14 protein-coding genes and 2 pseudogenes are annotated in these 17578 nt (G+C 73.8%); 5 read left to right on the top strand and 11 right to left on the bottom strand.

Going from position 1 to position 17578, the window contains the following annotated elements; translation table 11 throughout:
* Nucleotides 1–683: 683 nt before the first annotated feature.
* From ACIGZJ_RS15405 to ACIGZJ_RS15395, 3 genes and pseudogenes are all read right to left on the bottom strand, one after another.
* A complete protein-coding gene (locus ACIGZJ_RS15405) occupies nucleotides 684–2438 on the bottom strand; it encodes a helicase associated domain-containing protein (RefSeq protein WP_396457656.1) in 1755 nt (584 codons plus the stop codon).
* Between the two features lie 191 nt (nucleotides 2439–2629).
* Nucleotides 2630–2926 (bottom strand): annotated as a pseudogene (locus tag ACIGZJ_RS15400) (acyl-CoA dehydrogenase); the annotation flags it as partial.
* Between the two features lie 3 nt (nucleotides 2927–2929).
* Nucleotides 2930–3970 carry a phosphotransferase family protein gene (locus ACIGZJ_RS15395; protein ID WP_396457655.1) on the bottom strand — a complete coding sequence of 347 codons (1041 nt, stop codon included), beginning with the start codon at nucleotides 3968–3970 and terminating at the stop codon, nucleotides 2930–2932.
* 133 nt (nucleotides 3971–4103) lie between these two features.
* Between ACIGZJ_RS15395 and ACIGZJ_RS15390 the strand changes: the two genes are divergently transcribed.
* Nucleotides 4104–5198: a hypothetical protein gene (locus ACIGZJ_RS15390; RefSeq protein ID WP_396457654.1), complete on the top strand. Its 1095-nt coding sequence runs from the start codon at nucleotides 4104–4106 to the stop codon at nucleotides 5196–5198.
* A gap of 32 nt (nucleotides 5199–5230) precedes the next feature.
* Here the strand turns inward: ACIGZJ_RS15390 and ACIGZJ_RS15385 are convergent, their stop codons facing one another.
* The 3 genes from ACIGZJ_RS15385 to ACIGZJ_RS15375 all read right to left on the bottom strand — a co-directional run bounded on the left by ACIGZJ_RS15385 (nucleotide 5231) and on the right by ACIGZJ_RS15375 (nucleotide 7652).
* Entirely contained in the window at nucleotides 5231–6130 is a 900-nt protein-coding gene (locus ACIGZJ_RS15385; protein WP_396457653.1) for a Gfo/Idh/MocA family protein, read from the bottom strand.
* Between the two features lie 55 nt (nucleotides 6131–6185).
* A complete protein-coding gene (locus ACIGZJ_RS15380) occupies nucleotides 6186–6854 on the bottom strand; it encodes an O-methyltransferase (RefSeq protein ID WP_396457652.1) in 669 nt (222 codons plus the stop codon).
* 132 nt (nucleotides 6855–6986) lie between these two features.
* Entirely contained in the window at nucleotides 6987–7652 is a 666-nt protein-coding gene (locus ACIGZJ_RS15375) for a DedA family protein (protein WP_392932789.1), read from the bottom strand.
* A gap of 554 nt (nucleotides 7653–8206) precedes the next feature.
* Between ACIGZJ_RS15375 and ACIGZJ_RS15370 the strand changes: the two genes are divergently transcribed.
* The 3 genes from ACIGZJ_RS15370 (at nucleotide 8207) to ACIGZJ_RS15360 (ending at nucleotide 10206) form a co-directional block, all read left to right on the top strand.
* Entirely contained in the window at nucleotides 8207–9580 is a 1374-nt protein-coding gene (locus ACIGZJ_RS15370) for an MFS transporter (protein ID WP_396457651.1), read from the top strand.
* Nucleotides 9581–9667: 87 nt separating this feature from the next.
* Entirely contained in the window at nucleotides 9668–10018 is a 351-nt protein-coding gene (locus ACIGZJ_RS15365; protein ID WP_396457650.1) for an ABATE domain-containing protein, read from the top strand.
* Complete coding sequence (locus tag ACIGZJ_RS15360; protein ID WP_396457649.1) at nucleotides 9961–10206, top strand: CGNR zinc finger domain-containing protein; 246 nt, start codon at nucleotides 9961–9963, stop codon at nucleotides 10204–10206. The genes ACIGZJ_RS15365 and ACIGZJ_RS15360 overlap by 58 nt, the downstream gene beginning before the upstream one ends.
* 110 nt (nucleotides 10207–10316) lie before the next feature.
* Here ACIGZJ_RS15360 and ACIGZJ_RS15355 read toward each other — a convergent pair whose 3' ends face one another.
* Nucleotides 10317–11729: a hypothetical protein gene (locus ACIGZJ_RS15355; RefSeq protein WP_396457648.1), complete on the bottom strand. Its 1413-nt coding sequence runs from the start codon at nucleotides 11727–11729 to the stop codon at nucleotides 10317–10319.
* 519 nt (nucleotides 11730–12248) lie between these two features.
* Here ACIGZJ_RS15355 and ACIGZJ_RS15350 point away from each other — a divergent pair.
* A pseudogene (locus ACIGZJ_RS15350) lies at nucleotides 12249–12494 on the top strand (MFS transporter); the annotation flags it as partial.
* Nucleotides 12495–12651: 157 nt separating this feature from the next.
* Here ACIGZJ_RS15350 and ACIGZJ_RS15345 read toward each other — a convergent pair.
* The 4 genes from ACIGZJ_RS15345 to ACIGZJ_RS15330 form a co-directional block, all read right to left on the bottom strand.
* Nucleotides 12652–13428 (bottom strand): ricin-type beta-trefoil lectin domain protein, encoded by a 777-nt coding sequence (locus tag ACIGZJ_RS15345; protein WP_396457647.1) that lies wholly within the window; start codon nucleotides 13426–13428, stop codon nucleotides 12652–12654.
* A 369-nt stretch (nucleotides 13429–13797) separates the two neighbouring features.
* Complete coding sequence (locus tag ACIGZJ_RS15340) at nucleotides 13798–14643, bottom strand: class I SAM-dependent methyltransferase (protein ID WP_396457646.1); 846 nt, start codon at nucleotides 14641–14643, stop codon at nucleotides 13798–13800.
* Nucleotides 14644–14762: 119 nt separating this feature from the next.
* The gene (locus ACIGZJ_RS15335) at nucleotides 14763–17129 is read right to left on the bottom strand and encodes a transporter substrate-binding domain-containing protein (protein WP_396457645.1); all 2367 of its coding nucleotides are present in this window, start codon (nucleotides 17127–17129) and stop codon (nucleotides 14763–14765) included.
* Complete coding sequence (locus ACIGZJ_RS15330; RefSeq protein WP_396457644.1) at nucleotides 17095–17475, bottom strand: hypothetical protein; 381 nt, start codon at nucleotides 17473–17475, stop codon at nucleotides 17095–17097. The genes ACIGZJ_RS15335 and ACIGZJ_RS15330 overlap by 35 nt, the downstream gene beginning before the upstream one ends.
* Nucleotides 17476–17578: the final 103 nt, after the last annotated feature.

Below are 17578 nucleotides of genomic sequence, written 5' to 3'. Positions count from 1 at the left end.
ACGGCGCGGCCGCGCCGTCAGGTGCGGGGGTGCCGCCTGGCGGCGTCACCGTGCGTGAGGTGGCCGGGGCTGCGCCCCGGCGGGCCCGGCTGCGCCGGGCCTGGGGTGGATGAGTGGCTAGGGCAATTCGCCGGTGGCGAATTCGCTTTTCTGGGGCGGCCCCTGGCGGGGCCTCAACCCGGCGGGTGGCCGACACTAAAGCGGCACGGGCCTGCGGCCCGCCATTGGCCCGTTCCGGCCTGCGGCCGGGAGCGTTAACGATATGGCGTGAATCGCCAGTAGAGGGCCACCCCTGACGGGGTGGCCGCGCGAGCATTGGCGATATCGCGCGAATTGCCGCCAGGAGGGCCGTCCCTGACGGGACGGCGGAATCTGGAGGGACTTTCGTTCACGATATCCCGCGAATTGTCGGCAGGGGCCCATCGGCCCGGTACCGGGCCGATGGGCGGACGGCCTGCGGCCTGCGGGGGGGGGCTGGACGGTGTCCTGGCGGGCCCGACGGTGCATGGGCGGCGGCCGGAGGAAAGGGGCAGGCATCTGGTACCGGGGTGGAGCGGGGCGCCGGCGGCGGGCGTGGCGTCTGGAGTAGGCGCCAGTGCGCGCCGGACGAAGGCCGGGCCCGCGACTGCGGCCACCGTGACCGTGGAGAGCGAACTGCCGGGGCCGACGATGGGGCCAGGCGCTCACGCGGTCGGGGTATGCGTGCGCGTCAGGTGGGCGTGGACGGTGCTGAGGGTTTGCAGGAGGGTGATCTGCTGCTCGGTGAGTTCTCCGGTTGCTCCGTGCCGTACCTGCTTACGCAGCCAGGCGCCGGGGCGGAACCGCGGGTCGGTCGGGCCGCCGGTGCGGTTGGCCGGGCCCGCGAGGGTGCCGCCGGCGCGGAGGTAAGCGGTCATCCGGCGGTAGGAGCGGTTCCAGTCCGGTTCCAGCCGCCACAGCGGGTCCAGGCAGTCCAGTGCCCTGCGTTGACTCTTTGTGAGGTTGACGGCCTTGCGCTGGCGGCCCATCCAGGCGCCGACCATGTAGCCGTCCAGCTTGTACTGGGCGGGTATCGCCAGATGGCCGGTGCGGGCTGCGAAGGCCCGGGCGTGGGCGAGTCCCCGCTCCCAGGCGTTGTCGTGCCTGCTCCAGATCATGCCGAGCCGGTCCAGCTCCGAGGTGCGAGCCGCATCGAGCGCGCCCTCTGCGTGGAGGTATCGCTGGCGGTCGAGCCATCCGATCAGCTCGCCGTGCCGGCTCTTGTCGGTGGCGTCCAGGTGGGCGTGCTCGGCCTGGTAGGAGGCCGCCTCGGCGTACATGCGCTCCCACTCCCGCCAGCGCGGGCCGGCTTCCTTGAGCCTGCTCCGGCGGCGGGCCGCGCCGACCAGGTGGGAAGGCACGTCGCGGACGCCGACGAAGGCCGCCCAGTCGGGGCCGTCCGGCAGTGCGCCGGGGAAGGCGTAGCGGGCGGGGTGTCCGGTGGGGCGGGGGTGTTGGGGCGGGGCCAGGCGGCAGTGCTCGGCGTTGTGCAGCAGGGGCGCCAGGGCGTGCCCGGGCGGGACGAGGAGGCGGGGGCCGGCGGGGTTGAGGTTCAGGTAGTGGACGGCGGCGTCCAGCAGGGGGCGGGCCCAGGGCGGGAGTTCGTACGTGGCGCAGCGGGCGGGGATTCGGCCGTGGGGTGGGGCGTGGAGGGTGAGGGTGGCGTGGGCGTGGTGGTAGTCGGCGGGGGTGGCGGTGGCGAGGTGGTGGAAGGGGGCTGCGGTGGCCAGGGCGGTGGCGAGGGCTGCGGCGTGCTGGGGGTGGGCGAGGCGGTGGAGGCGTTCGACGGCCTGGGGGAGGTCGTCGGGCGGTGGGAGGGGGTGGCTGGCGGCGGCCTGGTCGGGGGTGCAGGTGCAGGGGGGTTCGGGGATGTCGGACAGGGCGAGGCGGGTCAGGGTGGGAAGGGTGAGCCAGTGGAGGCGGGACGGGTGCGGGGCCGGCGGGGGCAGGGGGTGCGGGACGGGGTCAGGCAGGGCGTGCGGGGGCAGGCCGGTGGTCGTCCTGTGGGCGACTCGGTGCAGGGCCTCGGTGAGGGCGGGTGGCGGGGTGCGGTGGCAGACGATGGTCAGGTGGATGCCGGTGCGGCGCTGGAGGTCCAGCAGGCGGCGCCACGCGGTGGGGGCGAGCAGGTGGGCCCGCAGGACGGTCAGGTGGTGGACGGGCAGGGTGAGGATCCAGGCCGCCGCCGCGGCCCACGGGAGGTCGTGGGCGTGCCCCCAGGGCCCGGGGGGTGTGTAGGGCTTGCCGAGGGCGGCGAGGACGTCGTGGGCGAGGTCCTCAGCACGGGTGGTGCCCGGGGTCGGGTGGACGGTGATCCGGCCTGCGGCCGGATGGTGGGCGGCCAGCGCCGCCCGGGTGCAGGCCGCGTCGTCGCCGGGGTCCAGGGCCAGCGTGACGCCGGGCGGCGGATCCGCGCTCACAAGCCGACGCCGATGCGGGCGTAGACCTGGCGCAGCAGGTGTTCGTCGATGCGGGTGCGGTCCTGGGCGGCGAGGCCCGCGGCGGCGTGCTGGGTGATGCGGGCCCAGGCGCGGAAGTTGCCGTGGGCGGCCTGCTTGTCGACCAGGGCGATCAGATCGGGGTCGACGCCCTCCCACAGCGGGTGGAAGGCGAGGGCCGGTGGCGCGAGCTGCGGGCTGCGCCCGGTGATCTCGGCGAGCGGCGCGTACTGGAGGTTGGTCAGGCCGGCGCCGCCCTCCTCCCGGTCGGGCAGGAAGAGGTTCCACAGGCCCTGCTTGCGCGCCTCGGCCTGGAGCTCGGCGACGATCGGCGGGATGGACCAGGCGGGCCGCGCCGGGTCGGCCAGCTGGACCTCCAGCACCGGCTCGGCGGGGTGGACGTGCTGGTCCATGAACGCCAGCAGCCGCTCGCGCAGTTCGAGCGTCCGGGCGTCGTAGGAGAAGTCCATCGGTCAGCGCTCCTTGAGGGTGGTGAGGCCGTGCCCGACGAGGACCGGCGCGATCTCGCCGGCCCGTTCGAAGCCGGCGCCGAGGGTGCGGCCCTGCTGGAAGCGGAAGTGGATGCCCTCGGCGACGACGGCGAGTTTGAACGAGGCGAAGGCCACGTACCAGTCGAGGTCGGCCGCCTCCCGGCCGGTGCTCCGCGCGTAGTGGGCGACGAGCTCGCCGGCGGGCGGGAAGCCGGGGGCGGTGGCGGCGGACGGGATGATGCCGCCGCCGACGCCGGCCAGCTCGGTGTACATCACCAGCAGGCCGACGTCGGTGAGCGGGTCGCCGAGGGTGGACATCTCCCAGTCCAGGACGGCGGTGATGGCGTCGTGCTCGTCGACCAGCACGTTGTCCAGTCGGTAGTCGCCGTGCACCAGCGCGGGCGCCGGGGAGACCGGCAGCCGCTCGGCCAGCAGGCCGTGCAGGCGGTCCACGCCGGGCAGTTCGCGGCTGCGGGACGCGTCCAGCTGGGTGGACCAGCGGCGCAGCTGGCGTTCGAGGTAGCCGTCGGGGCGGCCGAAGTCGGCGAGCCCGACCTCGGCCGGGTCGATCCGGTGCAGGGCGGCGAGGGTGTCGACCAGCCGTCGGCCGAGGGCGTGCACCCGCTCCTCGCCGAGGGCGGTGAGGGCGGCCGCGTCGCGGTGCGCGGTGCCGGGTACGTACTCCATCAGGTACCAGGGCGCGCCGAGCACCTCCGTGCCGGCGTCCAGCAGCAGGGTGGCGGGGACGGGCACGCCGGTGTCGCGCAGCGCGGTCATCACCCGGTGCTCGCGGCCCATGTCGTGGGCGGTGGCCAGGACGTGCCCGAGCGGCGGGCGGCGCAGCACCCAGCGCGAGGTGCCGTCGCCGAGCAGGTAGGTGAGGTTGGAGCGGCCGCCCTCGATCAGCTCGGCCCGCAGCGGCCCCTGGACGGTGCCGGGCAGCTCACGGTCCAGGTGGGCGCGGAGTCGGCCCAGATCCAGGCCGGGCGGGTCGGCGACCGGGTCGGCGGGGGTGTCGGGCATGGGCTCACTCCTGAGGTCGGTCGAGCTGACTAAGCGCTTGCTTAGCATTCAGCCGAGCACGCCGCCCTGTCAATGCCCGCACGGTGCGCACCCCGCCCGCCACCGCCGCGCCGCGACCGCCACAATGGGCGGCATGAGGTTGATCCACTCCCTGGCCGGTGCGCTGATCCTGCTGCTCACCGTCGCGAGCGTGCTGCGCACCCTGGTCGTCCCGCGCGGCCTGTACTCGGCACTTGCGCACCGGCTCTGGCGGGTGTTGCGGCCGCTGCTGCGGCTGTCCGCAGCGCCCTTCGGCACCTACCGCGCGCAGGACCGGGTGCAGACCTGGCTGGCGCCGCTGATGTTGCTGGGCATGCTCGGGGTGTGGCTGGGCGGGATGCTGACCGCGTACACGCTGCTGCTGCACGGCACCTCGGAGCTGAACTGGGCGGTGTCCTTCCGGGAGGCCGGCTCCAGCCTCTTCACCCTGGGCTTCGCCAGCGGCGAGCGGCTGCACCTGTCCGCCATCGACTTCATGGCCGCCGCCAGCGGGCCGCTGGTGATCGCCCTGCAGATCTCCTACCTGCCGACGCTCTACGCCGCCTACAACCGGCGCGAGGTGGAGGTGACCCTGCTGCAGTCCCGGGCCGGGGAGCCCGCCTGGGGCCCCGAGCTGCTTGCCCGCCAGTCCCTGGTGGACACCGAGACGGCCCTGCCGCAGCTGTACCGGGACTGGGAGCGGCTGGCCGCGGACATCGGCGAGAGCCACTCCAACTACCCCGTGCTGCTCTCCTTCCGCTCCCCGCAGCCGCAGCGCAGCTGGGTGGTGGGCCTGATCGCGGTCATGGACGCGGCCGCGATACACCTGGCGATCAGTCCGCGGTCGGCTCCGCCGGAGGCCCGGCTGGTGCTGCGCGCGGGCTTCACCGCGCTGCGCGACATCGCCCGCTCGCTGCGGATCGGCTTCGACCCGGACCCCACGCCGGAGACCCCGATACGCCTGAGCCTCACCGAGTTCGACGCCGCGGTGGCCATGATCACGGCGGCGGGCTTCCCCCGGGAGCGGCCGGTCGCCGAGGCCTGGGCGCACTTCCACGGCTGGCGGGTCAACTACGAGGCCCTCGCGTACGAACTGGCCCGCCGCAGCGACGCCGTCCCCGCGCTGTGGACCGGCCCCCGCGACTTCCGCGCCGCCACCATCCCCCCGGCCCGCCCGGCCGACCGGCGCCCGGGCTCCCGCCAGAGCTAGGGCCGTTACGACCCGGGCCGGAGCCGGCCGGCTCAGAGGTCGACCGGGCCGCCGTCGGCCAGCGAGCGCTCGGCGGCGGCGAGGATCTCGACGATCCGCAGGCCGAAGGCCGCGTCACAGGGGTGGGGCTCGCCGGTGCGGGCGGAGTCCTGAAGGGCGTCCAGGGCCCGGTGCAGTGCGGCGAGCGGTCCCTCGCCGCGCTCGGGCAGGTGGGCGACGCCGTTGCCGCCGCGCAGCTCCATCCCCGTCCCGCCGGCCGCGACGGGCGCGGTCAGGCTGAGCGCGAGGGTGCTGGAGGCGCCGCCGACGTGCCGCAGGACCAGGTGGACGGTGTCCAGTGGACCGGCCACCGCCGTCACCTGCGCGGCGTCGCCGAGCACCGGCAGCAGCAGCGAGAGCGCGTGCGGGCCGACGTCCCACAGGGCGCCCTTGTCCTGGCGCCACGGCGAGGCCGCGTACGGGCTGCTGCTGCCCGGGGCGAACACCGAGCCGAGCCAGTCCGAGCGGCCCGTGAACCAGCCGCCGAGGGCCGCCTGCTTCTCGATCCACGGCATTTGCTCGCCGCCGAAGCGGACGGTGAAGAAGACCACCGAGGCGACGCGGTGCGTCCGCGTCGCGTCCACCACCCGCCGGGCGTCGGGGACGGTCAGCGCGACCGGCTTGTCCAGCAGCAGGTGGCAGCCGGCCTCGGCGGCGCGCACCGCGAGATCGGCCTGGACGGCCGGGGGCAGCGCGATGGACACCGCGTCGACCTCGGCGAGCAGCCGGTCGAGGTCGGCGTGGCCGGGCACGCCGTGCGCCGCGCCGAGTGCGGCGGCCGCCTCGGGGCGGCGGCCCCAGATGCCCGCGAACTCGATCCCGGGGTGTTCGGCCAGCACGGGCGCGTGCACCCGCTCCGCCCAGGGGCCGGTGCCCAACAGTCCGATCCGCACGTCCTCGTCAACTCCTTGGTGCTCTGTTGCTCTGTTGCCCTGCTGCCTTGCTGCCCTAGTGCTGGACCCGGATCAGCGTGAAGCCGTCGTAGCCCTTGGTGCCGACCGTCTGGATCGACGTCCCCGAGACCCTCGGCTCGGCGGCGATCAGTTCGTGCAGCCGCCGGGTGCCGACGGTCGCCGGGTCGGTGCTGTCGGCGTCGGCCACGGCCCCGCCGCGCACCACGTTGTCCACGATGATCAGTGAGCCCGGCCGGGTGAGCTTCAGCGCCCAGGTGAAGTACTCGGGGTTGCTCGGCTTGTCCGCGTCGATGAAGACCAGGTCGAACGGTTCGGCGCCCGACTCCACCAGCGCGGCGAGCGAGTCGGCGGCGCGGCCGAGCCTGACCTCGGCGATCTTCTCGAGGCCGGCCCGGGCGAGGTTGCCGCGGGCGACCCCGGCGTGGGTCGGGTCGATCTCCAGGGTGATCAGCTCGCCGTCCGCGGGCAGCGCCCGGGCCAGCCAGATCGCGCTGTAGCCGCCGAGCGTGCCGACCTCCAGGATCCGCCGGGCGCCCTGGGTGAGGGCCAGCAGGTGCAGCAGCTTGCCCTGGTTGGGCGCGACGGCGATGGGCGGCAGTCCGGCCTCGTCCGCGGCCGCCACGGCCGCCTCCAGCGCCGGGTCGTGGCCGACCAGGGCCTCCGAGAAGTACGCGTCCACCGCGTCCCACGTCTGCTGGCTCATCCGGTCCTCCACGTGCTGCTTCGCTCCGTCACCACCGGGATACGCCCAGATGCTACCCCGCCCGGGCGGGAACGCCGCAGGCCCGCGACCGACGGCAGGGCGTCGGGCGCGGGCCTGCGGCCTGCGGGATCGTCAGTCGGCGACGGGCGTGCTCACGGGGGCCGACTCGGCCGCCGCGTCCTCGGCCTCGTGCGCGGCCCTGGCCTTCGCCGCGCGGCGCTTCATCAGCCACGCCGAGAACGCGCCACCGAGCGCGGCCAGGATCAGGCCCACCCAGGAGAACTTCGACAGCCACTGCTCGGCGACCTTGCCGACCTGGTACACCAGCAGGGTCGTACCGCCGGCCCAGACCACGCCGCCGAGCACGTTGGCGATCAGGAACTTCCAGTACGGCATCTTCAGCGCGCCGGCCAGCGGCCCGGCGAAGATGCGCAGCAGCGCGATGAAGCGGCCGAAGAAGACCGCCCACATGCCCCACTTCTGGAACGAGCGCTCGGCGCTCGACAGGTGGTCCGGCCCGAAGTGCCTGGGGAACTTCCGTCCGAGCTTCTCGAACAGCGGCTTGCCGCCCTTGCGCCCGATCGAGTAGCCGATCGAGTCGCCGATGATCGCGCCGAGGATCGCGCAGATCGCCACCCACCACGGGCTGACCACGCCGCGCGCGGACAGCAGCGCGGCGGACACCAGGGCGATCTCACCGGGCAGCGGGATACCCAGGGACTCCAGCCCGATGATCAGCGCGACCAGGGCGTACACCGCGCCCGGTGGGACGCTCTCGATCCAGGCGTCGATGTGCAAGGCCAGTACCTCCGTGACAGGACGAGACCCCGCTGTGGCAGGAGCCGGCCCCGGCCGGCGGTCTCGACGTTTCTCCGAATGGCGGCGCACCAGGCCGCTCCCCGAAGGGCAGCCTAACGTGCCGGGCGGCCTGTCCCCCCGGCCGATCACCCTCGACTACGACGTACGGGGCATCCGCTTGGTTCCCTGGTCGGACCGGGTCCGCGGGGCGCCGGGGCCGTTCCGGCGGGCGCGGGTCGCGGGCCGGCGGTGCCCGGCGGGGGTGAGAAGGCTCACCCGCGGCGCGCGAGCGGCCCGGCAGGCCCCGCCCGGCCCCGGCACGACTGGGCGGACGCCGTTCCGGCAGGGTCGCAGGGCCCGTCCGGTTCGGGACCAAGGTCATCGAATCCACGGACCTTCGACCAGGCGATGAGCCCTGCGACCCGGGCAACCGTGAACGGTCGCCCGGTTGGTCCGGGCGAAGGGGCCGCCCGCCGGGCGGCCCCGACTTCTGCCGTCTACCCGGCGCACGCCGTGCGGGAGCACCGCCGTGCGCTCCGGAGGACCCGAATTCCATGTCCCGAACGATCGACAACGCCCCGTATACCGCCTTCCACCGGAGGCTGGCCCTCGCCTGCTCCGGTGGGCCGCTGCTCGACGGCTACATCCTGAGCATCGTCGGCGTGGCCCTGATCGGGATGCGTCCCGAGCTCGGCCTCTCCACCTCCGAGGTCAGCCTGATCGGTGCCGCCGCACTGCTCGGCATGTTCGTCGGGGGCGCGCTCTTCGGCGTGCTGACCGACCGGATCGGCCGGGAGGTGATGTACACCGCCGACCTGCTGGTGATGGTCGTCTGCTCGGTGCTCTCGTTCTGGGTCGACACGGTGTGGGCGATCGCCCTGCTGCGCTTCGTGCTCGGTCTGGCGGTGGCCGCCGACTACCCGATCGCGACCTCGCTGCTCGCCGAGTGGCTGCCGGCCCGCCACCGCGGCCGCCTGCTCGGCCAGCAGATCATCGCCTGGTACGCCGGCTCCGTCCTGGCCTACCTGACCGGCTACCTCTTCCTGCGGTTCGGCGGCACGGGCAGCTGGCGCTGGATGCTGGCCAGCTCGACCGTCCTGTGCGTGGTGTTCCTGGTGATCCGGCGCGGCTCGCCGGAGTCCCCGCGCTGGCTCGCCGCCCACGGCCGGGTCGGTGACGCCGTGCGCGTGGTCGAGAAGCACCTCGGCGTCCGGGTGGACGGCCGCGAGCTGATGCCCGACCCGGCCGAGGCCGGCCGCGCCGGCGGTCTGCGGCTGCTGATGACCCCGCCCTACCGCCGCCGCACGCTGTTCTGCGGCCTGTTCTTCCTCTGCCAGGTCGGACCGCTCTTCGCGATGCTGACCTTCGGTCCGCAGATCCTCTCCTCGTTCGGCATGCCCGGCGGCACGGTGCTCGACACGCTCGGCACGGGGCTGGTGAGCCTGGTGTTCCTGCTGGGCTGCTTCCCCGCGCTGCGGCTGATCGACACCTGGGGCCGGCGGCCGGTGATCATCTGGTCGTTCGCCCTGATGATCGTCCCGCTCGCGCTGCTGGGCGTCTGGCCCGCGGCCCCGGCCGCCGTCGCCGTCATCGCGCTGTGCGCGTACGCCTTCCTGTGCGGCGGTCCCAACGTGCTCGACTGGACCTACCCGAACGAGCTGTTCCCGACCGAGATCCGGGCGACCGCGGTCGGCGTCGCCACCTCGGTGAGCCGCATCGGCGCGGCCGTCGGCACCTACCTGCTGCCCCTGTCGCTGACCGGGCTCGGGACGGGCCCGACCATGCTCATCGCGGCCGGCACCACGGCCGTCGGCCTGCTGGTCTGCGTGCTGTGGGCCGAGGAGACCCGCGGTACGGCGCTGGGCGCCGCGGCGACCGGCACCCTGCCGGCCGTCCCGACGCAGCGCATGCCGCAACCGGCACGCTGACGCCCGGCCTGCGGTTGGGGACGTGACAGCACGGGGGCGCGGCCACGGCGGCCGCGCCTCCCGCGGCATCAGGCGGCGGACGCGGGGGTGTGCTTCGCTTTCGCCGGCACCCTGGCCGACCGCGGCGCGGACGCACCCTTCGAACGGCCGGCCCGGCCGCAGGACTTGAGCCGCTGGGCCGTCGAAAGCGACTGCACGACGGCGGCGCCGCCCTGCACCGAGGCCGACCTCGACCGCGCCAGGCAGCTGCGTGAGGCGATCCAGCGGACCGGCCGCGCCCTGGCGGACTCCGCACCGCCCGCGCCCGAGGACATCGCGCTCGTCAACCGCGCCGCCGCCGAGCCCCCTCGACGCCCGAGCTCGCCCCCGACGCGGCCACCGTGCACTGGCACGGCGACGCGGTCGCGGCGGTGCTCTCGATGGTCGCCCGGGATCTGACCGCCCTCTGCGCGTCGGAGCACCGCACCCGCGTCCGGATCTGCGGGAACCCCGACTGCGGGGTCCCCTTCGTCGACACCTCCCGCGCGGGTGCCCGCCGCTGGTGCTCGATGAAGACCTGCGGCGCCCTCGTCAAGAAGCGCGCCTACCGGGCGAGGCTGCAGACACCCGCCGACGGCGCCCGGTAGCGCAGGTCACTTCCCAGGTCGGATCTCAGGTCTCTTCGCAGGCCACTTGCCAGCCACTGCCCACTCGCCTCCCTGTCGCTCACCTCCGTGCAGCCGGGCGGTCGGCGGGGTCAGCAGGGGCCGCAGCCGCCGGGCGGCGGGCAGGGCGGGCAGGCGGGGGCGGCCACGACGCAGACGGTGACGGAGTCGGTGTTGTCGCCCGGGCGGAGGTCGGTCTCGGTCACATGCGCCGTGGCGGTGTTGGTGACCGGGCCCGTGACGGTGGCCTTGGCCTGGAGGGTGAGGGTGGCATAGGCGCCCGCGGCCAGCGTTCCGACGCTCCACCGGCCGGTGGCGGGGTTGTAGGTGCCGGTGCCCGGCACGGCGGAGACGAACGGCAGACCGGCCGGGAGCGTGTCCGTGACGGTGACGCCGGTCGCGGTGTTCGGTCCGGCGTTGTGGACGGTGACGCGGTAGGTGACGGTCTGGCCGACGGTGACGGTGGTGGCGTCGGCGGACTTGGTGACGCTGAGGTCGGCGGCGGGGAGGACCGGGGTGTCGACCTGGCCGGAGGTGGCGGTGAGGGGTACGGGGGTGGCGCCGAGGCGGTTCTCGTACGTGGCGGTGGCCGTGTTGGTGATGTGTCCGCCGGCGCTGGCCTCGTCGATGGTGACCCGGTACTCCACGGTCGTGCCGTTCGGCAGGGTGTCGGTGCTGGGCAGGCTGCCGCCCTGGCTCGCGGTCGCGTCGTTGCCGAGGTTGAACACCACCCGGTTGCCCACCGGGTCGAAGGAGGCCTGGTCGTCGCCCCGCTGGTCGGTCTTCGCGCCCCTGTTGGGGCCGCTGACGATGCGCAGGGACCCGGGCAGGTAGGTGGTGCCGACCGGGATGGTGTCGGTCAGGACGAGGGCTTCGGCGCTGCCGCCGCCCTCGTTCCCGGTGACGATGCGGTAGGTGATGACGTCACCCACCTGGAGGGGCCCGTCGGGGATGGCGTACTTGGTGAGGACGACGGTGGGGGCGGTGCCGAAGAAGATGCCGTCGAGGAAGTTGCCGACCGACTGGTTGCCGCCGGCGGCGGCGACGGAGCGGAAGGCGAAGCGGGTGGTGGTCTGCCCGGCCGGGACGGTGTACGTCCCGGTGTAGAAGCCCCAGGCGGTGGTGCCGTCGGTGAACTGGCGCTGCTGGACGGTCGCGCCGGGCCTGCCGATGTCCAGGGCCATGGTGTCCTGGCCGAGCCGCCCGCGGTGGTAGAGGCGCCAGTACAGGGTGGCTCCGGGGGTGGTGGGCAGGTCCTGGTAGAGGGTGGACACCTGGTTGGCGTTGAGTTCGGCGAACTGGGCGCCGTCGGCGGAGGGGACGCCGTTGAAGCCGTCGTGCCAGATCTCGATCAGGTGGTCGGTGGCGGTGCTGAGCCAGCCCGGGACGTGGTTCGGGCTCTGGGTCTGGGAGGCGTCGGGAAGGAACGCGTTGCCGCTGGCGATGGGGGGCTGCTCGAAGCTGCCGTTCACCAGGGCGATGCGGGACGGGACGGGAGTGGTCACGGTCTTTCCCTTCGTTCGATGCTGCGAGCTGGACGCCGGCCGGTCGGAGCCGGTCCCAAGGAGCCGTCCTCGCGGAGCCGGACGGGCGGGCCGCTGGTGCACGGCGAGCGGCAGGGCCGGTCGGGGTGCACCGGGAGCGAGGCCGCACCCGGATGCGGCGGTGGGGGGTGGAGGAAGGTGCCCGCGGCTTCGCGGCACGCACCGGCATCCCGGAGCACGGGAGGCGGCGGCCGTGGAGGGCGTCCGATCTCAGCGTGGACAATGGTTCCTGTACGCACGAGAGCGCGCAGCGGGGCTCCCGGAGCGCACCGGGGCGCGATCCGCGCGGATCGCGCCCCGACTCTGCGCGGCCCGCGCCAAGGCGGCGGCACCGGACGCAGGCATGACATCCACCTGCACGCCCTCCCCTGCCCAGGAGCTGACACTCCGACCACCGACCGGAGACCCGCATGCCCGTCGCCGCCCCCGACCGGGCCGACGCAGCCCGGACCGCCCCGGACCGCCCCGGACCGCCGACCACTGGGCGCCCTGCTCGCCGCGAACCTGGTCTCGATCACCGGCAACGCCTTCGCCGGCATCGGTGTGCCGTGGTTCGTCCTGCAGACCACCGGCAGCGCCTCCAGGGCGGGTCTGGTGGCCGCCTGCGGAATGCTGCCGCTGGCCGTCTCCGCGCTCACCGGCGGCCCGGTGATCGACAGGATCGGCCGGCTGCGCGCGGCGGTCCTGTCGGACCTGGTGTGCGGGACGGCCGTCGGGCTGGTCCCCGCTCCTCCATCTGCCGCGCCCACCAGCACTCCACCGGCGCGAGTGGAGAACGGGATCTGCAGCGCGAACCTCCCGTCGGAATCGACACCGAGCCGGGTACCAGGGACTCGGACGCTTCCGGGGCGGTCAGGAGCTGTGAGGGGTGGCCCCGGGACGGTCAGACGGGCAGGTGCCAGACCTGGTTGGCGGCGCCGTTGCAGTCCCAGATGAGGATCTGGTTGCCGTTGGTGGTGGAGTACGCGAAGTCGTCCAGGCAGCGGCCGGACATCGGGTTGTACAGCGAGCCGTCGGGCCGGGGCTGCCACTGCTGGGCGCCGCTACCGTTGCAGTCGTAGAGCTGCACCGGGGTGCCGATGGTGGTGTTGCCGCCCTTGACGTCCAGGCACTTGCCGAGCGCGCGGACGGTGCCGTCGACGGCGATCTTCCACGTCTGGGCGGTGTTGCCGAGGCAGTCCCAGATCTGCACGGGGGTGCCGTTGGTGGTGTTGCCGTCCTTCACGCCGACGCACTTGTTCCCGTAGCCGGTGATCTGGCCGACCGGGCCGGCCGGGACCGCAGGGCCGAACGAGATGCCGATCCAGAACAGCCCCGACGTGCCGCACGTCGCGACGGCGCTGGTGTTGCCGACGGCCGCGCCACTGTTCCACGCCGCCGAGAAGTGCGGAAACCCGGAGTCGTCGTAGTCCACACAGGTAGCCGAGAGGATCCAGGTCTGCATCGGGTCGATGCCCGAGCAGGTCCCGATGAAGGTCAAGCCGCTGGAGGTGATGGAACACTTGTCGGCCGGACCGGCGGCCTGCACGACAGGCGCGGCCTGGGCGCCGGCGGTCGATGCGGACGGCGCGCTCCCGGCGGCGCCGGCGGTGGACGGCGCGGTGAGCGCGGCGGCTGCCGCGAGCAGGGCGGTGGCGAACAGGGCGGCGGTACGACGCATCGGAAGGTCCTTCCTGAGACGGGGAACCGGGCAACCCGCCCACCGGAAACCGTGATGACGGTGCGACAGTTGTGCGGGCCGTGTGAGAGCCTGGGGGTGATCTATGGCCACGGTCAACCACGCGGGGTGACGATCACGCCAACGGTCCGTCCACGGACGGGGGGTGGTACGAACAGACGGGCGAAAAGACAGCAGGCCGGGGCCTCGGACGATCCGTCCGGAAAGCACCCGGCCCGTCGGACGCCGGGCGGTGCCGGTCGCTCAGTCGGCCTTGCGGCGCGGGTTGCCGAACCGGTCACCCCTTTCGGCTCGGACATCCGTCTTCGCCTGCGGAGGGACTCCGAGCGCGGCGGCCCGTCATCCCACCGGCTACGACCCCTCGGGCCGCTCAGGCCGCTGCGCGAAGTCCAGGACGGTGACGGAAGGCCGGCGGGTAGCCAGCGGCGGGAGGGTCAGCGCGAGCGGCAGCAGGGCGCCGACCAGCCCGCGTCCTCCGGTCGGCCGGACGTCCCGCACCGCGGCCACCGCCGGACCGGCGGTGCGGAGCTTGCTCCGCTCATCCGCGTCCATCGCCCAGGGCATCGGCGGCGCCTGGTAGCCGTGGGTGCGCATCCTGCCGCTCCGGGCCAGCCGGCCGAACCAGTGCGGCACGGCGTCCAGTACCAATGAGCCGCCCGGGAACCGCTCGGCGCAGCCCGCGATCAGGGCCCGCACCCGCATCGGTGGGAGGTACATCAGCAAGCCTTGCGCGGTGACCAGCACACCGTGGTTGCGGTCCACCTCGTCGGCCCACGCCAGGTCGGTGGCGTCTGCGGCCAGGTAGCGCTGGCGCGGGCCGGGCGGCAGCAGCTTCTCGCGCAGGGCCACCGACTCGGGCAGGTCGACGGTCAGCCAGCGGGCCCGGCCGTTGTCGACGCGCCAGTACTGGGTCTCCAACCCCTCGCCCAGGCAGACCACGGTGCCCCGGGGCTCCCGGGCCAGGAAGTCCGCCACCTCGCGGTCGAAGCAGGCCACCCGCAGGGCCTGCAGCTGGGCCTGGACGCCGCTGGTGCCGAAGCGGTCGGCGAACGGGTAGTCGATCCGGTCCACCAGCTCCACCGCCTTGGGGTCGTGCAGGACCGCGTCCGGACGACGGGCCTCCACGGCGCGCTGGTACAGCGTCCACAGCGCCGTCTCCGGTACCGCCTCCAGCTCCGGCCGCTCCCCGCTGCTCATTGCTCGCTCCCTCGGACCCCGATCCCGGCATGGACCCGCCGATTCTGACACCCGGGGCGCGCGAAGACGGCGCGCGCCGGTCCGACGCGCCGTCGCGGAGCCGGGCGGTCGAGGGCGGCTCAGCCGGGGGCACCGTTGATGACGGACGTGTCGATGGCGCCGCCCTCGACACCCCACTTCGCCAGGATCGCCTTGTACGTGCCATCGGCCATCAGCGACTGGACCGCACCATGGACGGCCTTGGTCAGCGGCGATCCCTTGGCGACCACGATCCCGTAGGGGGCGGTGTCGGTGGTCGCTCCGATCTCCTGCAGGCCGCCGCCGGACTCCTTGACCTGGTAGGCGATGAACGGCGAGTCCGCCAGCATGACCTGGTCCTGGCCCGAGACGACGGCCGCCGTGACATCGGTCTGCTGGTCGAACTTGTCGCCGCCGTTCGGGATGGTGGGCTTGCCTGCCTTGACGCAGGCCGGGTTGATCACGTCCGTGATGCTGTCGGCCTGGGTGGTACCGGTCTGGACGGCTACCTTCTTGCCGCAGAGGTCGTTCGGGTCGATCTTGTCGGGGTTGCCGCCCTTGACCGCCATGCCCGTGCCCGCCGAGAAGTAGGTCACCATGTCGACGGTCTGCTCACGCTCCTTGGTGGCGGTGAAGGAGCTCAGGCCCAGCTGGTAGGCGTTCGTGGTGATGCCCGGGGCGATCGCGGTGAACTCGACGTTCTGGACCTCGGCCGTCAGCCCCAGCTTCCGGGCGATGGCGACGGCGAGATCGGCGTCCATTCCGACGATGTTGCCCTTGGCGTCCTTGAACTCGTTCGGCGCGTAGGACGCGTCGGAGGCGACGACGAGCTTGCCGCTCGCCTTCAGGTCCGCCGGGACCAGTCCGGCCAGGGCCGGGTCGGCGGCGACCTTGGCGGCGGGATCCGTCTGCGGAGTGGCCTGGGGCTGTGTGGCGGCCTGGGACTGCGCGGTGCTCTGCGCCGCCGTCGGGGGCGGGCCTCCGGACCGGCTGGTGAGGACCACCACGACAACCGCGCCCACGACCAGCGCCAGGACTCCCGCGAGCAGGGCGCGGCCCCTTCGTCCGCGCGGCATCAGCGACCTCGGCGGCCGACCGGTCCCGGGGCGGTCGGGAGGACGGCCCGCACCCGCGGTGTCCGCGGGCCGGACGTCCGGCTTCCGAACGCCCGGCTTCCGAACGCCCGGCTTCCGAACGCCCGGCTTCCGGACGCCCGCGGGCGACGGCGGCGCGACCGCTCCCCCTGCCAAGGACGGCTCCACTGACGGGAGGTCGTACGTGGCCGTGTCGTGCGTGGCCGTGTCGTGCGTGGCGGTCTCCGCTTCGGCCTTGACCTCTGCCGGCAGGTTGTCCGGCACGGGAATGTCGGGCAGAGGGGCGTCCGGCGCAGGGGCGTCCGGCACAGCGGCGGCCAGCACAGCGGTGTCCGGCGCAGCGGCGTCCGGGAGCGGGTCATCGGCCGTCCCGGCCTCCAGCAGGGCGGTGGCCGCCGCGGCCACCTGGTGGATGTCCGAGTCGGCGACCTGCTCGAGGGTCTGCCGTGCCGTCAGCGACCTGGCAGGGTCGTCCCCGGTGAGCCATTCGCCCAGAGCGGCCACGGCGCCGAGACGGATGGCGGGGTGGGGGCTGTCCAGCCCGCTGCGCAGCGCTTCGGGCAGATCGACGGGAACGACGGCTACGCCGGCCGGGCTGCGGGCGAGCAGGATCTTGCCCTCGGCTCCGTAGAGCCACCGCTGCGGGGTCTGCCGGCCTCCCAGCGCCCGCACCTGGTCGAAGGCGTAGGTGTAGGCGTCGTCGACCGAGATGTAGCCGTCGTTGTCGCCGTCCGCCGCCCCGCTGCGGATGCCGTCGACCAGGGCGCTGGTGAACACCGAGCCCGGCAGCACGGATCCGGGTAACGGCTCGCCCTCGAAGGAGTACTCGCTGGCCCGCGACGCGGTCAGGACCACCCGTCCGCGGCCCTGGCCGTGGAACCGTTCGCCGAGCCCCAGGTCGGCCTCCCCCTTGATGCCCTGGGCGAAGGCGCCGCTGAAGCAGCAGTCCAGCACGACCACCAGTCGCCTGGCCCGGCAGTCCTCCAGCAGGTCCAGCAGCCACTGCGACTCGACCCCGGTGGCCGCCAGCCGGGACTTCCGGGTGTCCGTGGCGGCGAAGTACAGCCGGCGGCGGACGTCCACGAGCCCGTGGCAGGACAGGTACACCAGCAGCAGGTCGTCGGGGTCGCGGCCGGTCAGGAACTCCTCCAGGGCCAGCCGCACCTCCTGGGCGGACCGGTCGATCACGCGCTTGACCGTGAACGCGCCGACCTGCGGATCGGCCAGGACCGCGCTCAACTCGTCCGCGTCGTGGGCCGGCGCCCTCAACTCGCGCAGCGACTCGTCGGCGTAGCGGGTGGTTGCCACCACCAGGGCGAAGCGGTGCTCGGCGGGGATCTCAGGCGACGGCCGTGTGACGGGCGAGCCAGTCATTGATGATCTTTTCCTGTTGCTCCGAGGTCGCCCCGGAGAGCTTCAAGACGTCGCCGCCGTAACTGACCTCCACGGCGCGGTTGGTCCGTCCGGCCCAGCTCCTCACCGCGCCGACCACCGCGCGCAGCGTGTCGATCGTTCCGAACTGCACGACCAGCCAGCCGACCAGGGTCTCCAGCCCCTTGGCGTGGTCGGGCGCCGAGGCCGAGTCGACCGGATCGGCCGCGGCCACGTCGACCTCGTCGAGCAGTTCGGCGCGCAGCAGGCCCGTGAGCTCTGCGAGGTCCTCCGGATCGAGGTCGGGGGCCGGTTGGACCTGCAGGGTCAGCCCATCAAGGTTCGCCATGAAACGCGGCCCCTTCCCGGGTGCCTGCCGGCATCCCTACAGCCATCATCACCCGGAACCGGCCGGGCGGCAGCCGTGTCGACCCGCGGCGGGGAGGGTCGGG

It is taken from the genome of Kitasatospora sp. NPDC052868, from assembly GCF_044547105.1.
In the GTDB taxonomy this organism is placed as follows: Bacteria; Actinomycetota; Actinomycetes; order Streptomycetales; family Streptomycetaceae; genus Kitasatospora.
Note: the sequence above shows the minus strand (reverse complement) of the source record. Positions and strands in the feature narration are given on the sequence as shown.

What these genes read in the sequence shown, in the direction of transcription:
- ACIGZJ_RS15395 (WP_396457655.1), bottom strand. Translation starts at nt 3,970, where the DNA reads ATGCCCGACACCCCCGCCGACCCGGTCGCCGACCCGCCCGGCCTGGAT.
- ACIGZJ_RS15390 (WP_396457654.1), top strand. Translation starts at nt 4,104, where the DNA reads ATGAGGTTGATCCACTCCCTGGCCGGTGCGCTGATCCTGCTGCTCACC.
- ACIGZJ_RS15380 (WP_396457652.1), bottom strand. Translation starts at nt 6,854, where the DNA reads ATGAGCCAGCAGACGTGGGACGCGGTGGACGCGTACTTCTCGGAGGCC.
- ACIGZJ_RS15370 (WP_396457651.1), top strand. Translation starts at nt 8,207, where the DNA reads ATGTCCCGAACGATCGACAACGCCCCGTATACCGCCTTCCACCGGAGG.
- ACIGZJ_RS15345 (WP_396457647.1), bottom strand. Translation starts at nt 13,428, where the DNA reads ATGCGTCGTACCGCCGCCCTGTTCGCCACCGCCCTGCTCGCGGCAGCC.
- ACIGZJ_RS15340 (WP_396457646.1), bottom strand. Translation starts at nt 14,643, where the DNA reads ATGAGCAGCGGGGAGCGGCCGGAGCTGGAGGCGGTACCGGAGACGGCG.
- ACIGZJ_RS15335 (WP_396457645.1), bottom strand. Translation starts at nt 17,129, where the DNA reads ATGACTGGCTCGCCCGTCACACGGCCGTCGCCTGAGATCCCCGCCGAG.
- ACIGZJ_RS15330 (WP_396457644.1), bottom strand. Translation starts at nt 17,475, where the DNA reads ATGGCGAACCTTGATGGGCTGACCCTGCAGGTCCAACCGGCCCCCGAC.